Genomic DNA, 13,669 nt, shown 5'->3' on the forward strand with positions numbered 1-13,669 from the left:
CAGAACATATGTTTCTAACTCATCTAAGAGCATTCTCTTTTAGAAAGGGGCTTATTAACATTGAGATATATAAATAGTCATTTAGAAGATTGGATTGAGTCATTCCTTAGTAATATTGGCATAACTGAACCTTCACAATTAAATAAACACAAAATAGCTAATGATCTAGACATTTGGATATTTTATGTTAATGACACAAGTCATTATGTAGAAATTAACAATCTGTACACTATTTTTCTAAATAAAAACCTATCTAAAGAGGAACAATGGCAGGATTTCGCTCATGAACTTTGCCATATAGTTAGACAATCTAGCAAATTCACTAATTTTCATTTGACTAAAACTTTATGGAATATCTATCAAGAAAGACAAGCGAATTATTTTGCTTATCATTTTTGTATCCCAACATTCATGTTAATTGATTTGGATTTACCCAAAAGACCAGAACTCGCTGTCTTGAAAGTTTCTAATATTTTTAACGTTACTCCTGAATTTGCAAATCACCGTTTAAATCTCTATTATCAAAAAACTTATTCTCAGACAAGGGGTGTTTTATATGGCTAGCATTGAAAAAAGAGGAAACAATTCTTTTAGATTAATTGTTGAAGCTGGTCACGATATAAACGGAAAAAGAAAGAAAAAAACTAAAACCATTCGTATAGAAGATACAAAACTATTAAAGACGAAAAGAAGATTGCAAGAGTATCTCTCAGACCAGCTCTATCAATTTAAAATCGAAGTTTCTTCTGAAGAATACATAGAACCTGAAAAATTAACATTTGAATCTTTTATCGCTAAGTGGAAAGAGAAGAAGCTTTATCAAAAGAGCGGAAAACCATACTCTCTCACTACTTCCGATGTATATTGGAGACATTTAAAAAATCATATTCTCCCTGTCTTTGGCAATAAAAAAATGGAACAAATAAAAAGCCTTCATATTGTAGATTTTTTAGACAGTTTAAAAAAAGATGGCGCACGAAAGGATGGAAAACCAGGAGGTTTAAGTGGAGCCACTATCCAAGACATTTTTAAAATTTTACAAGTTGTTTTTAAAACGGCTACTGAAGAATGGAAGATTATTAAAGTTGATCCTATGAAAGGACTTCCTCAACCAGAACATGAAAAGCAAGAAATGAACTATTTTGAATCTGACGAAGCTGCTGAATGTATAAAAATTTTGTATCAAGAAGTTGATATTAAATGGAGACTTTATTTTTTAGCTGCTATGATTGGCGGTCTAAGACGCGGTGAAGGTCTTGCACTTGAATGGCATTTAGATGTTGATTGGGATCTCGGCGGCTTTCATATAAATCGTTCAATTTCAAAGACAGTTGATGGAAAACCCTATGTTAAAGAACCTAAAACAAGAAGTTCTAAACGTTTTGTAAAGATGCCTAACTGGTATATGAATGAATTAAAGCAGTTCCATATCATGTGGAAAAAAGAAAAACTATTAGTTGGTGACTTATGGGAAGGAGATGATCACCAATATTTATTTCATAATGGCTTTGGTGAGCCTTTCCATTACACAACCCCTACTTCCAAATGGTCAAAAATCAAAAACAAACACAAATTAAAAAACATTCGACTACATGATTTAAGACATACAATGGTCGCTCTTCTTATAGAGGCAGGTGAGAGCATTAATGCTATTCAGAAAAGAGCCGGACATGCTAGTGCTAAAACAACCTCAGATATTTATGGTCATGTCACAAACAAATTAGAATTTAACACCGCAGAACACTTTAATCATTTTGATCCTAAAAATACTGAGAAACAATCTGGCGGATAAAGTTCGTCCCCAATTCGTCCCCAACCAAAAGAAACGGAACAAATATTCGTTGTTAAAAAACAAAAAAACCCTTGCTACGCAAGGGTTTCAACGATGATTCCGACTGGGCTCGAACCAGCGACCTCTACCCTGTCAAGGTAGCGCTCTCCCAGCTGAGCTACGGAATCGGGTTATGTATCAGTTCTGGGCTTTCTGTTACTGACAGTCTCTATTATATAACCATCATATTAAGCCGTCAATGGTTTTGTTCAAAAAAGGTCAAAAAGCCGGCGGTCTTGCCGGCTTTTTTTCTCCTTCTTTATGATTGGTTCACAAGGACGGGCTTTAGTTGATCAAGTGCTTGTTTGAAGTCGCGTTTGAGGTCTTCTCCGTTTTCAACTCCGACACTTAAACGAAGCAGCCCATCTGTAATCCCTCTTTTTTCTCTTTCTTCTTTTGGCATAGCCGCATGTGACATTTTGGCTGGGTACGACAGAATGGATTCGACGGCGCCGAGGCTGACGGCGAATACAGGTAATGTGACAGCGTCCACCAATTCTTTGACTGCCGCTTGGTTTTCTAGTTCAAATGAGAGAACCGCTCCTGCCCCGCTTGCTTGCTTGCGCTGAATGTCTGCCCCCGGATGGTCATCTAAGCCTGGGTAGTATACTTTTTTCACCGCAGGATGTTCTTTGAGGAATGTAGCGAGTTCAAATGCCGTTTGGCTTGCTTTTTCTAATCTCACCTGAAGGGTTTTTAACCCTCTTAACACAAGCCAGCAGTCCTGCACGCCAAGGACCGCACCGAAGGAGTTTTGCAGCGAATAGAGTTCGTCTCCGAGCTTCTCATCTTTCACCACGGCTAAGCCTGACAGCACATCACTGTGGCCGCTTAAAAATTTCGTTGCGCTGTGCAGAACAACGTCAACACCAAGGTCCAGCGGACGCTGAAGCGCAGGTGTTAAAAACGTATTATCTAAGAAAGTCAGACAGTCATGCTCTTTTGCAAGCTGGACAACACCTTCAATATCTGTAATCCCTAGTGTTGGATTTGACGGTGTTTCCATGTAAATGACCTTAGTATTTGATTGAATGCCTCTTTTGACTTCATTCAAATCGGTCATGTCCACGAAGGTATGCTCAATTCCAAATCTTGAAAGAACTTGGGTGATCATTCGGAAAGTCCCGCCGTACACATCTCTTGTGACAAGGACGTGATCTCCCTTTGATAATAGAAGAAAAGCGGTTGAAATGGCTGCCATGCCTGATGCAAAGGCAAGCCCTCTCGTTCCTCCTTCCAGCGCTGCAATCGTATCCTCTAATGCTTGACGTGTCGGAGTTCCCGATCTGGAGTAGTCATATTGGCCAAATTCATCGAAGCTGCTTTGATGAAAGGTGGATGCATGCTGAATCGGTACACTGACTGCACCTGTTGAACGGTCTGTTTTAAACGCATTATGAACGAGTTTTGTTTCGAGTGTCCAATCGTGTGTGGTCATTTGGCGTGTACCTCCTCTTTTACTTGTGATAGTGCCTGTTTCAAGTCTGCTTTCAAGTCATCTACATGCTCGATGCCAACAGAGAAACGGAGCAGCTTGTTACATACACCGTTTGCAATGCGAATCTCTTCTGGAATATCCATGTGCGTTTGTGTTGCAGGATACGTAATGAAGCTTTCGACTCCGCCAAGGCTTTCAGCAAAACAAATCGTTTTCAGCTGTTTCAAAAATGGATTGACCCAGTCCTCTTTGGCTACTCGGAATGACAGCATGCCTCCCTTTCCTGGATAAAGCACATCTTGAATTTCTGGCTGTTTCTTTAAAAACTTAGCCAGCGCCTTCGCATTTTCCTCGTGCTGGCGCATTCTAAGAGCCAGTGTTTTCATTCCTCTCATTAAAAGCCATGAGTCAAATGGTGATAGAACCGCTCCTATCGCATTTTGATGCTGGAACATGTCTTCAGACAGCTGCTCTCCATTTGTGACCACAAGCCCGGCAAGAACATCATTATGTCCGCTCAAATATTTGGTTGCGCTATGAATGACAATGTCCGCTCCAAGCGTAATCGGCTTTTGCAAGACTGGTGTGTAAAAAGTATTATCGACAATCACCAAAGCGCCATGTTCTTTTGCAATCTTCGCTATTTTTTGAATATCTGCTTCCTGCATCAGTGGATTTGTCGGTGTTTCAATAAAGACCGCTTTTGTGTTTGGCGTGATTTTAGAGCGTAAACAGTCTTCATCTGAAAAATCATCATAAAGAAAACGTAATCCGTACTTTTTCCATTCGTTTTCAAACAAACGGTATGTACCGCCATATAGGTCTGAAGAGACGATGAGTTCATCTCCGCTTTCAAATAGAGCCATGATCGTTTGGATCGCCGCCATTCCCGAACTGAAGGCAAAACCAGCCGTCCCTTCTTCGAGTGAAGCAATTGCATCCTCTACGAGCTGTCTTGTTGGGTTTTTCGTTCGAATGTAATCAAATCCTGTAGATTCCCCTATACCTCTATGTCTATATGCTGTCGAAAGATAAACGGGAGGACTGACAGTGCCAGTCACCTCTTCGCTACGGTTTCCAATCTGCGCTAATTTCGTTTCCACATGTTCTGTCATTTGACACCATCCTAAGTAAAAATCTGATTTCAAAACAGAAAACCCCTTCTTCATAAGAAGAAGGGGTTTAATCGCTTCCTCTTATCTTCCAAGCAAAAAAGCTGCTTGCTGGATTTAGCACCTTGGTACATCACATGAAGTGATGCATACCGGTTGCTGAGGTTTCAAAGGGCCAGTCCCTCCACCTCTCACGATAAGAATGTGTTGTCTGTCTGTTCTAATTCTTAATACTGTAACCCATTAAATCTCATTTTTCAAGGGGAAATGTCATGATTAATTAAAATTTTCTGTATTTTATAAAAGAATCGATGTTATACGATTTGATTGCATGTTAGCATATAGGAACAACGCTGTTTTTCATGTTACAATGAATGGAAACGTTTCACTTTATGATGAATTTGGTTAGCTGGAGGAATGGATTATGGTGAAGAAAACAGGAATCATTCAAGAAGAAACCTTACAGTCAAAAGAACTTGGGGCGGACATGACCATTTTGATCTATTTGCCAGTCAATTACTCCCCCCTTTATACATATCATGTCATCATTGCCCAGGATGGTCATGATTATTTCCGCCTAGGCAAAATAGGCAGACAGGCAGAAGAATTGATGCAAAACAAAGAAATGGAACGCTCGATTATCATTGGTATTCCTTATGAAAATGTCACTGAAAGACGAAACACGTACCATCCAGACGGTACAAAGTTTGAAGCGTATAAACGCTTTTTAGCCAATGAACTGGTTCCTTATATTGATCAACACTATCCAACCTATCAAATTGGATCAGGACGGACGTTTATTGGTGATTCACTGGGTGCGACGATTTCCCTCATGACAGCCATTGATTATCCTTCTTTATTTGGCGGGCTGATTTTGCAGTCCCCTTACGTTGACGAATCGGTTTTAGAAGCCGTCAAACAATCAACAGCCCTTTCTCATTATGCCATTATCCATCAAATTGGGCTTGAGGAAACGGCTGTGAAAACAACAGATGGCCAGGTGCTTGATTTTGTTCAGCCGAATGATGATTTAAAGACTCTTCTTGAACAATCTGGAGCAGATTATTTATTTGAGACATTCGAAGGGGATCATAAATGGACGTTTTGGCAGCCGCTCATTGCGCCTTCGTTAAAAAGAATGCTCCCATATTCGTTAATCAACTGAATTTTGTTATAATAAACAATAATAAATACTTTCTTATTCAGGAGGGAACATGATGAAATACGGAGTTGTTATATTTCCATCAAAAAAATTGCAAGATATTGCGAACTCTTACCGGAAGCGTTATGATCCGAACTATGCACTCATACCGCCTCATTTAACATTAAGAACACCTTTTGAATTAACGGATCTAGAAGCGGCTGAGGTCGTCTCAACGTTAAGAGATTATGCAAAAAATGCTTCTCCTATTACGTTACGTATTAAAAAATTCAGTTCATTCGCTCCTGTAAACAACGTCATTTATATGAAAGTAGAACCGAACGAGGACATCATGGCGCTCAATGAAAGATTGTACGCAGATCCACTTGCTGGTACACCTGAATATGCCTTTGTTCCTCATGTGACAGTGGCTCAAAAATTATCAGATGATGAGCATTCAGACGTACTTGGCACATTAAAGCTGAGAAAGATTGACCATGAAGAAACAGTGGATCGCTTCCACCTTTTATATCAATTAGAGAACGGATCTTGGACCGTCTATGAAACATTTATTTTAGGAGAAGAGGGTTAAAGACATTTGAAAACAGTCATCGCAACAGAACAAACACAACGAGAAGATGCATACTACGTTCGAAAAGAAGTATTCGTAAAAGAACAAGAAGTTCCAGTAGAGATCGAAATAGATGAACTAGAGGACAAAGCCACCCATTTTGTCATTTACAATGATGACAAAAAACCTCAGGCGGCCGCTAGACTGCGGATCATTGAGGAATCAAAGGCAAAGCTTGAACGCATTTGTGTGTTAAAAGAGGCGCGCTCCTTCGGCCTTGGCCACAAGCTATTAGAGGCGCTAGAAACAGAAGCGATTGCTAATGGAGCAAAAGAAGCGGTTATGCATGCCCAAGTCCAAGCTCTTCCTTTCTACGAAAAGAAAGGCTACAAAGCGGTTTCTGAACCGTTCGAAGAAGCGGGAATCACACATGTCAAAATGACAAAAACGCTGTCTGTTTGACCAAAAGAAAAGCCAGAGCATTCAAGATGCCCTGGCTTTTTCTTTTTCATTATCGTTCGTCACAGGAGGAAAGCGCAATCATTTATATATACGTATTAATATGAATGCCCTTGCCTTCCTCCATAAACATATCTCGTACAAAGCGTTCCCGCTTTTTTTGCTGTACTTTCATTTCCGCTTCTGTCACTAAGTCCTCTTTTTTCTCCAGCTCTCTGTATATCTTGTCATGAAAGGTGCGAGAAACCTTTGTTACTTTCGCATAGTCTTCTTTATCCTGAGGAGCTGGACGATTGATATATTGAAAATACAGATCCGGCTGAATCGGGGCTATATATCCCATCAAGAACGCCTCCTTTGCTTCTCTTCTATTCTACTATTCCCTAATTATGACTGTTTGAAACACGCCTCATTTGATATGATTAGATGTGTTTCATTTTAAGATTGATTGACTATTGGAGGACTAGCTTTGAAATGCGCACGACGACATGATCGAACGATCTCATTACATACGTATTCGAGAGAACACTATCAATTCCTCCATGACGAGGGAAAAAAAGGACAATTATTCTGCCCATATTGCGGACAACCGGTCTTTTTTAGATTAAATATACATGATGAACCTGCCTTTATTCATAAGCACATATCTCAGCAAGAGATTTGTGAAAAAGCTGAAGAACAAGCAGATCATCATCAAACGGCTGAACAAGAGGAAAAGGCTTCCTATAAAGAACTTGGAGGCTTCCGTTTTCCAACCGGCAAACAGATCATCTCGCAAACGAGCGAATCATATGACTGGCAGGAACCAAGGTCGATTCAATTTAGCGACGCCTTACATTTAGAAGAGAATGAAGAAGTTCATACGATCGACCTCTTCCCGCATATCACCTTTAGCACACCGCAGCTTCAAGCTGTCACACATTTAGATGGTCCGATGCTTGTGCTGGCTGGTGCCGGCAGCGGGAAAACAAGAGTCCTGACGGCTAGAGCGGCTTATCTCATGTCCCATCATCATATTCCTGCTCACCATATTTTACTCGTAACTTTCACCACAAAAGCGAGCAATGAGATGAAAGAAAGACTGCGCAAGCAATACCAGCTTCATCCTTCACAAGCCAGCCAAGTAGTGACAGGCACCTTCCACAGTCTTTTTTATAAAATGCTGCTTCACAATGACGCAAACAAATGGAACGGCCAGCATCTGATCAAGTTTGACTGGCAAAAGGAGCAATACATTCGAAAAGCTATGATGAATGAAGGACTTGATGAGAAAGACTACCCTACCGATCAAGTACTGCAATCGATCGGCTATTGGAAAAATGCTTTTTTACCAGGTGAACTTCCTGATTTGAAGGATGAAAAGGAAAAACACATGTGGACGATCTATCAATCATATGAACAGCAAAAACGAGATCATCAGCAATTTGACTTTGATGATATGGCGATTGCCTGCTTACATATGCTCACAGAACAGCCAGAACTGCTAAAACGGTATCAAGAACGATTCCAGTATATTTTAGTGGATGAATTTCAGGATATTAATCCAGTGCAATATCAATTAATTCAGCTTTTAGCCGGAGAATCAGAGCAGTTATTTTGTGTAGGGGATGATGATCAAGCCATTTACGCCTTTAGAGGGAGCAATCCAGCTTTCATTCTTGAATTCAAACAGGACTATCCTTCGGCTCAGATCGTCCATTTACATGCGAATTACCGCTCTCATCATACAATTGTCGCAAGTGCTGATGCGATTATTAAGAAAAATCAGCATCGTTATGAGAAGACGTTAAAAGCCGTGCGCGCGGAGAAAATTCCTCCGACGCTCTTCTATCCATATGATGAAGAAGAGGAAGCGACCATGATTGTCGCAGATATTCAGGAGAAAATTAAAAATGGTGCAAAGCCGAATGACTTCTGCGTGCTGTTTCGAACAAATACAGGCGGCCGTGCGATTTATGAACGGCTGCATCAATCGGCGATTCCATATGAGACGGATGCTGGCGTCAAAGCCTTCTACAGCAGACGAATGGTTCGGGTTCTTCTCGCCTTTCTTTCCTTAAGTCAGGATGCAGACGATGTGGCCGCCATAAAACAGCTGCTGCCGGTTTTCTTTTTAAAGCAGCAAACCCTGAATACACTAAAGGCACTGACCATCACAGAAGATTGCTCAATGGTAGAAGCGCTCGGAAAACTGACAGATATACAGCCGTTTCAACAGAAAAAGCTGCAATCAATCGTTCCTTTGTTCCGAACATTACGAACATTAAAGCCATCAGACGCGGTGACATTTATTGAACAAAAGATGGGACTCGGTGATTACTTAAAAAAACGGGTGAACGATACGAATGTACTTGAAAAAGGGGCGGATGATGTACGTGATGTGAAAACAGCCGCCAAACGCTTTGAAACGATTGAAGCCTTTCTCGCACATGCCGAACATATGAAGTCTGCCGAAAAGGAAAAAACAGATGAACCCGGTGTTCAGCTCATGACGATCCACCGCGCAAAGGGACTTGAATTCCAGACAGTATACATCACTTGTGTGGTCGACGGAGCACTGCCTCATGATTTCTCACTGGATGAACTCAGAAACGGTCATGAAGAAGCGCTCGAAGAAGAGCGCCGTTTATTATACGTGGCCATGACAAGAGCTGAACAATCTCTTTATCTGTCTGTTCCTTCATTTAGACGAGGAAAAACGGCTCATCGTTCTCGTTTTTTGTATCCTCTTCTAAAGAAAAACCGTGAATTATTTACGCAAAAACAACAGGCCCCCCTTTAAACGGAGAGCCTGTTGCTTATTTTTTGTTGTTCATCATTTTAGCGATTGTATTGAAATCAAGCTTTTCTTTTCCACTTGTAATCGATTGAACGATTTTGTCTTCCATTTCTTTAGGTACACGTTTGTTCGCAAGCTGTGCTACTTTTTTAATGACACCTCGAACGGTATTCTCATCTTTAAAGTTGGCATTTTGCAAAGAACCTGCAAGTTTAAACACATCATTCATATTCACACCGGTTTTGTTTTCTACGCTTTTAAAGAATTTATTATCCATTCATTTGCCTCCTCTTTGTGGAGTAATCACCTTACTATATGAAAATAGGCGGGATATGTGCCTATCCTAAAGCCTTGTTTGACCAAAGAGAAAGGAAAGCAAAAGGCTTCCCCCTTGCTTCCCTCACCTTCTTACTTTTTAGTAGTTAAAGAAAGAAGCACCAACGATGATTAAAAGGATGAAAAGCACTACGACAAGAACAAATGTTGATCCATATCCGCCGCCGTAGCCACCACCGTAGCCGCCGCAACAACCGCCACCGTAACCGTAACTCATATTTAAGCACCTCCTCTTCTCCCTTACAAAGTATGAAAAATGCAAGAAATGGTTTGGACGATCACATAAAAAAGTGCGGAATTTTTATTTCTGCTGTTTAAAGACGTAATCTGCCTCTGTATGACGCATCATGAATGCTTCTGTTTCTTTCGCAAAAGCCTCCATCTTCACGCCAAATGCTTTTAAGTGCTCCTCAAGATCATTCGCTTTATCCGTTAGATCCATTTCAGCCTTCTCGTGCGCTTGTTCTTTCCCATCATGCGGTTTAGTGAACAAAGAACCGATTAATTGTTCGAATGCATCCATTCTGGTCACCCCTTCTCTCTTACATATGCATCACTCAAAAAAAGGGCAACAAAAAAACCGGATAAATCCGGCTTTTGTTTTTCTCTTCTATTATTGAGGTTTCTTTTTGTTTCCACAGCCGCAGCCATTTTTCTTGATTTTCTTCGTATATACTGATTGTTGATTTGACTGCGCTGGATAACCTTGAAGCATATGTGACGGCGTTTCAGTTGGTTTCATCGCAACCCTTCCTTTCCTATTCCATGATAGTATATGCATTTATTGAAAGCGTGTCTGATCAGAATGCCTGTTTATTTCACAAGCTTCGAGACAACCGCTTCAATGATGCCTGCTGCTGCGGCAATCGCTAATAGTAAATTAAGCCACATGCTGATGACAGGAAAAAGTATGTATATCAGAAGTAAGGCAGCAGTGCACCATATGCCAGTACACCAATAACAGCTTAACAGTTCTCCAATCCAAGACCGCAGTCCTTCCCCTTTAATGATGATATATGTTTCGACCTCACCTTGTTCGTTTACCTCTTCCTGTTCTTCATGAAATAGACGGCGGAATGGCGCAGTAATGGTATCAAACACAATCAGTCTCGTCAGTCTAAAGGATGCGAGGGCAAACACGACAAATGACAAAGCACCGCTCAGAAGCCTCCACCTCCTTCTTTCTTCTTTTTCCGTCCTTTCTTTATATATGCAAGAAAAAAGACCGTCATGATGAATCGAGCGGAAATAAAATTGGGTTGTACTTTTTCACACTTTCCGATTCCACCTTGCGTCCTTGTTGCATTAAATAATGTATAGATAAGAAAGGAGTGAAAGTATTGTCTATTGAAGAAAGTGCTGAAAAATTGTATACACAACTGTTAAACGAATTAATCAGCAATTATGATGATTTCATTGAGATCAAAGATTCCGAAAATGTCACAATTCATAAAACAGATGTAACAGCCGCACTCTCCCTTCAAGCGACCGTAACGACAATCATTACTCTTTTAATCCAAATTCTTGTACCAGACGATGAATTGGCTGCTGACATCACAGACCAGCTTTTATCCACACAACAAGTGGAAGTCCAAAAGAAAACTGTGATTCAAATCATCAACTGCTATAACATTACGATAACATTATCAGATGCATCCATTATGAACTCCGTCCAAATTCTCACTCAAACATTGAATGTGCTCTTAGTTGAAGTCGGCATTCTTTGACCCTTTCTTTTTCTAATGACGTATGAAAGAGGTGAAATCATCGTGGCTGAAGAGAACGAAAAAAAGGAGTTTCAAATCAATACGGATATTGATCCATTAACAAGTCTTCTTGTCAGTGATGTGTTAAACAAAAACAATATCACTGATGATCAGAAAGCAAAAATTTCAGACGATCAAAGAAGAATGATTTTGAAATTAGTCGAGGACTTACAAAAGAAAGCAAATGATTTCGTAGAACAGCAGCAGGAGAAAAAAAGGCAGGCTGAGGCAGCAAAACAGCCGGAAGAAGTAGTGCCTGAACCAAAAGTACGTCCAAATCGAAACTCACTTCGAAATCGTATTCAGCAGCGTCGTAATGCGCAGCGTAATAACGATTAAATAAAAATGGGTTGCCTGCTAGGGTAAATGCCCGAGACAAAACCACGCATTCCAGCATTTAATAAAGTAAACGGAAGGAGGAATAGAAATGGATTCTAAACCATATTCTTGGGTCGCTCTAGATCGTAACTGTACACACCACGGACACCACAGACACCACGAACACCACGACGATTGCAACTATGAAAGAAAAGCACTTTGTGACGATTATTATGATGATGAAGATATCTTACAAGACTTGGATCAAGTAAGCTTCACAAAGCAGACATCTGAGGAAGTCATTATCGTCAGAGACTCTTGTGACATTAACGTATCTTCTGTCGATGCACAGGTTGCAGCATCTATCCAAGTAGCGATTCAAACAGCGATCATCACCATTACAAATATCTCAATCGCAGACGGTGATTTGGCAGACCGCGTCACGCAGGATCTCTTACAAGCTGCTACTCACAAACAAACAAACCGCCAAAAACTTGTCATCGAAAATTCAAGAAACGTTACAGTCTCTACAATCGATGCGGACATCTCTATCGCAATCCAAACACTTACACAAACTCTTGTTGCGACAATCGTTGCAATCGGCATCCTCTAATGTCCAAAAGCAGAGCGAAAAGCTCTGCTTTTCCTTTTATAAAAATACAACAAATATAAATGGTCATTTACCCACACCAACTAGAGGGCGCATACATATGTTGTTAAGGACTAAAGTCAAATACCTTGTTAAAGGAGCTGAAATCCATGAGCTGCGGAAAACACCATGGCCGACATGATGAAAACTGTGTATGCGATGCGGTTGATAAGATTTTAGCAGAGCAGGAAGCTGTAGAAGATAAATGTCCTACGAGCTGCTACAGTAATTTATTAAGCCCAACAGTTTCTGGAAAAGATACGATTCCGTTTTTACTTTTTGATAAAAAGGGCGGGTTGTTCTCTACTTTCGGAAACATTGGAGGATTCGTTGACGATTGCCAATGCTTCGAATCTATTTTCTTCCGGGTTGAAAAATTACACGACTGCTGTGCTACGTTATCTGTATTAAGACCAGTTGATGTACACGGACATACGCTGAGCGTGTGTCACCCTTGTGACCCTGACTTCTTTGGTCTAGAAAAAACGGACTTTTGTATTGAGGTTGATTTAAACTGCTTCTGCGCAATCCAATGCTTAAACCCAGAGCTTGTCGACAGAGTCATGCCATCGAAAGATAAAAAGCATCATCACCACGGCTAAATCAACAGGCCGCTGATCTAACTTGTCATGAGTCAAAGCATCCCCTTCCTCACGAATGACAGCCAATCATGCGGAGCAGTCAGCATAAGAAGCGGCCGCTTCCGCATTGGTTAAAAGTAGATGCACGAGCCGGCAAAGATAGCTTGTAGATGATGACAGTGCTCAAACACTCAAACAAATTTCCTAGTATAGGAGGGTTGAATATGAGCCGCAACCATTCATGGAGCTGTGTAACAGAGGCTGTTGAAAACATTAGCGACTTGCAAAATGCTGTCAAAGAAGAGTGCCCGACCAGCTGTTACAGCAATCTCCTTTCTCCATCACATTCATTAGGTGACACTGTCCCGTTTGTTCTCTTTACATCCAAATCAAAACCATTCGTCGCATTCGGAAACGTCGGAGAAGTAGATCCAGGTCCTTGCTTCAGCACTGCATTTTTCAGAGTCGAACACATCTGTGATCACTGCGCAACACTCAGCTTGCTTATCGCATTTGACAAAGACCGTCATATTTTAGATTTTACAGATAAAGATTCTTTATGTGATGTGTTCCGATTAGAAAAATCGAAGTATTGCGTTGAAGTAGACCTTGACTGCTTCTGTGCAATCGAGTGCCTAAACCCACGACTCATCAATCGTAACTGCTAACAAAAAAAGTCCCTATAAGG

General features: G+C 40.7%; 19 protein-coding genes, 1 tRNA gene and 1 riboswitch. Of the genes, 11 read left to right on the forward strand and 9 right to left on the reverse strand.

Annotation, left to right across the window (positions count from 1 at the left end; all coding sequences use genetic code 11):
- The first annotated feature begins 60 nt into the window (after positions 1-60).
- Together EV579_RS03590 and EV579_RS03595 are read left to right on the forward strand one after the other, a co-directional pair.
- On the forward strand, positions 61-564 hold the full coding sequence (locus tag EV579_RS03590; protein WP_046343204.1) for an ImmA/IrrE family metallo-endopeptidase: 504 nt from the start codon (positions 61-63) through the stop codon (positions 562-564).
- On the forward strand, positions 557-1,792 hold the full coding sequence (locus tag EV579_RS03595; protein WP_133743983.1) for a tyrosine-type recombinase/integrase: 1,236 nt from the start codon (positions 557-559) through the stop codon (positions 1,790-1,792). Before EV579_RS03590 ends, EV579_RS03595 begins: the two co-directional genes overlap by 8 nt.
- 94 nt (positions 1,793-1,886) lie before the next feature.
- Here EV579_RS03595 and EV579_RS03600 read toward each other — a convergent pair.
- The 3 genes from EV579_RS03600 to EV579_RS03610 all read right to left on the reverse strand — a co-directional run bounded on the left by EV579_RS03600 (position 1,887) and on the right by EV579_RS03610 (position 4,384).
- Positions 1,887-1,959, reverse strand: a tRNA-Val gene (locus EV579_RS03600).
- 131 nt (positions 1,960-2,090) lie between these two features.
- Positions 2,091-3,269, reverse strand: coding sequence for a cystathionine beta-lyase (gene metC, locus EV579_RS03605; protein WP_133743984.1), 1,179 nt, complete (start codon positions 3,267-3,269; stop codon positions 2,091-2,093).
- Positions 3,266-4,384, reverse strand: coding sequence for a methionine biosynthesis PLP-dependent protein (locus EV579_RS03610; protein ID WP_133743985.1), 1,119 nt, complete (start codon positions 4,382-4,384; stop codon positions 3,266-3,268). The genes metC and EV579_RS03610 overlap by 4 nt, the downstream gene beginning before the upstream one ends.
- A 78-nt stretch (positions 4,385-4,462) precedes the next feature.
- Positions 4,463-4,584: riboswitch (SAM riboswitch) on the reverse strand.
- A gap of 221 nt (positions 4,585-4,805) precedes the next feature.
- On the opposite strand from EV579_RS03610, the gene EV579_RS03615 reads away from it, so the two are divergent.
- From EV579_RS03615 to EV579_RS03625, 3 genes are read left to right on the forward strand one after another with little or no spacing between them, the layout of a single operon-like run.
- Complete coding sequence (locus EV579_RS03615; RefSeq protein ID WP_133743986.1) at positions 4,806-5,546, forward strand: alpha/beta hydrolase; 741 nt, start codon at positions 4,806-4,808, stop codon at positions 5,544-5,546.
- Between the two features lie 52 nt (positions 5,547-5,598).
- Positions 5,599-6,114, forward strand: coding sequence for a YjcG family protein (locus tag EV579_RS03620; protein ID WP_024426454.1), 516 nt, complete (start codon positions 5,599-5,601; stop codon positions 6,112-6,114).
- 6 nt (positions 6,115-6,120) lie between these two features.
- A complete protein-coding gene (locus EV579_RS03625) occupies positions 6,121-6,555 on the forward strand; it encodes a GNAT family N-acetyltransferase (RefSeq protein WP_103132082.1) in 435 nt (144 codons plus the stop codon).
- Between the two features lie 82 nt (positions 6,556-6,637).
- On the opposite strand, the gene EV579_RS03630 is transcribed toward EV579_RS03625, so the two are convergent.
- Positions 6,638-6,895, reverse strand: a complete 258-nt coding sequence (locus EV579_RS03630) for a hypothetical protein (protein ID WP_103132083.1) — start codon at positions 6,893-6,895, stop codon at positions 6,638-6,640.
- Positions 6,896-7,021: 126 nt separating this feature from the next.
- On the opposite strand from EV579_RS03630, the gene EV579_RS03635 reads away from it, so the two are divergent.
- A complete protein-coding gene (locus EV579_RS03635; protein ID WP_044334810.1) occupies positions 7,022-9,334 on the forward strand; it encodes a UvrD-helicase domain-containing protein in 2,313 nt (770 codons plus the stop codon).
- Between the two features lie 16 nt (positions 9,335-9,350).
- Here the strand turns inward: EV579_RS03635 and spoVIF are convergent, their stop codons facing one another.
- From spoVIF to EV579_RS03655, 5 genes are all read right to left on the reverse strand, one after another.
- Positions 9,351-9,608 carry a sporulation-specific transcription regulator SpoVIF gene (spoVIF, locus tag EV579_RS03640; RefSeq protein ID WP_008348417.1) on the reverse strand — a complete coding sequence of 86 codons (258 nt, stop codon included), beginning with the start codon at positions 9,606-9,608 and terminating at the stop codon, positions 9,351-9,353.
- Between the two features lie 138 nt (positions 9,609-9,746).
- Positions 9,747-9,884, reverse strand: a complete 138-nt coding sequence (locus EV579_RS03645; protein WP_024425009.1) for a YjcZ family sporulation protein — start codon at positions 9,882-9,884, stop codon at positions 9,747-9,749.
- 84 nt (positions 9,885-9,968) lie between these two features.
- Positions 9,969-10,190 (reverse strand): hypothetical protein, encoded by a 222-nt coding sequence (locus EV579_RS03650; RefSeq protein WP_024425010.1) that lies wholly within the window; start codon positions 10,188-10,190, stop codon positions 9,969-9,971.
- Between the two features lie 90 nt (positions 10,191-10,280).
- Positions 10,281-10,409: a hypothetical protein gene (locus EV579_RS19250; protein WP_259279657.1), complete on the reverse strand. Its 129-nt coding sequence runs from the start codon at positions 10,407-10,409 to the stop codon at positions 10,281-10,283.
- 71 nt (positions 10,410-10,480) lie between these two features.
- A complete protein-coding gene (locus EV579_RS03655; protein WP_024425011.1) occupies positions 10,481-10,831 on the reverse strand; it encodes a DUF1360 domain-containing protein in 351 nt (116 codons plus the stop codon).
- Between the two features lie 167 nt (positions 10,832-10,998).
- Here EV579_RS03655 and EV579_RS03660 point away from each other — a divergent pair, with 167 nt between their 5' ends.
- The 5 genes from EV579_RS03660 to EV579_RS03680 all read left to right on the forward strand — a co-directional run bounded on the left by EV579_RS03660 (position 10,999) and on the right by EV579_RS03680 (position 13,649).
- Positions 10,999-11,394: a spore coat protein gene (locus tag EV579_RS03660; protein ID WP_238550033.1), complete on the forward strand. Its 396-nt coding sequence runs from the start codon at positions 10,999-11,001 to the stop codon at positions 11,392-11,394.
- A gap of 42 nt (positions 11,395-11,436) precedes the next feature.
- On the forward strand, positions 11,437-11,772 hold the full coding sequence (locus EV579_RS03665) for a hypothetical protein (protein WP_024425013.1): 336 nt from the start codon (positions 11,437-11,439) through the stop codon (positions 11,770-11,772).
- 88 nt (positions 11,773-11,860) lie between these two features.
- The gene (locus tag EV579_RS03670; RefSeq protein WP_024425014.1) at positions 11,861-12,364 is read left to right on the forward strand and encodes a spore coat protein; all 504 of its coding nucleotides are present in this window, start codon (positions 11,861-11,863) and stop codon (positions 12,362-12,364) included.
- Between the two features lie 146 nt (positions 12,365-12,510).
- Positions 12,511-13,002 carry a CotY/CotZ family spore coat protein gene (locus tag EV579_RS03675; protein WP_003211658.1) on the forward strand — a complete coding sequence of 164 codons (492 nt, stop codon included), beginning with the start codon at positions 12,511-12,513 and terminating at the stop codon, positions 13,000-13,002.
- A 203-nt stretch (positions 13,003-13,205) separates the two neighbouring features.
- The gene (locus tag EV579_RS03680; protein WP_044334783.1) at positions 13,206-13,649 is read left to right on the forward strand and encodes a CotY/CotZ family spore coat protein; all 444 of its coding nucleotides are present in this window, start codon (positions 13,206-13,208) and stop codon (positions 13,647-13,649) included.
- The last annotated feature ends 20 nt before the right edge of the window (positions 13,650-13,669 follow it).

The sequence above is a fragment of the Bacillus sp. BK450 genome (assembly GCF_004364885.1).
Lineage (GTDB): Bacteria > Bacillota > Bacilli > Bacillales > Bacillaceae > Bacillus > Bacillus safensis.

Bases quoted from the DNA above. Each gene is read 5' to 3' on its own strand.
- EV579_RS03595 (WP_133743983.1), top strand. From the start codon at position 557: ATGGCTAGCATTGAAAAAAGAGGAAACAATTCTTTTAGATTAATTGTT.
- metC (WP_133743984.1), bottom strand. From the start codon at position 3,269: ATGACCACACACGATTGGACACTCGAAACAAAACTCGTTCATAATGCG.
- EV579_RS03610 (WP_133743985.1), bottom strand. From the start codon at position 4,384: ATGACAGAACATGTGGAAACGAAATTAGCGCAGATTGGAAACCGTAGC.
- EV579_RS03615 (WP_133743986.1), top strand. From the start codon at position 4,806: ATGGTGAAGAAAACAGGAATCATTCAAGAAGAAACCTTACAGTCAAAA.
- EV579_RS03620 (WP_024426454.1), top strand. From the start codon at position 5,599: ATGAAATACGGAGTTGTTATATTTCCATCAAAAAAATTGCAAGATATT.
- EV579_RS03630 (WP_103132083.1), bottom strand. From the start codon at position 6,895: ATGGGATATATAGCCCCGATTCAGCCGGATCTGTATTTTCAATATATC.
- spoVIF (WP_008348417.1), bottom strand. From the start codon at position 9,608: ATGGATAATAAATTCTTTAAAAGCGTAGAAAACAAAACCGGTGTGAAT.
- EV579_RS03645 (WP_024425009.1), bottom strand. From the start codon at position 9,884: ATGAGTTACGGTTACGGTGGCGGTTGTTGCGGCGGCTACGGTGGTGGC.
- EV579_RS03650 (WP_024425010.1), bottom strand. From the start codon at position 10,190: ATGGATGCATTCGAACAATTAATCGGTTCTTTGTTCACTAAACCGCAT.
- EV579_RS19250 (WP_259279657.1), bottom strand. From the start codon at position 10,409: ATGAAACCAACTGAAACGCCGTCACATATGCTTCAAGGTTATCCAGCG.
- EV579_RS03670 (WP_024425014.1), top strand. From the start codon at position 11,861: ATGGATTCTAAACCATATTCTTGGGTCGCTCTAGATCGTAACTGTACA.
- EV579_RS03675 (WP_003211658.1), top strand. From the start codon at position 12,511: ATGAGCTGCGGAAAACACCATGGCCGACATGATGAAAACTGTGTATGC.
- EV579_RS03680 (WP_044334783.1), top strand. From the start codon at position 13,206: ATGAGCCGCAACCATTCATGGAGCTGTGTAACAGAGGCTGTTGAAAAC.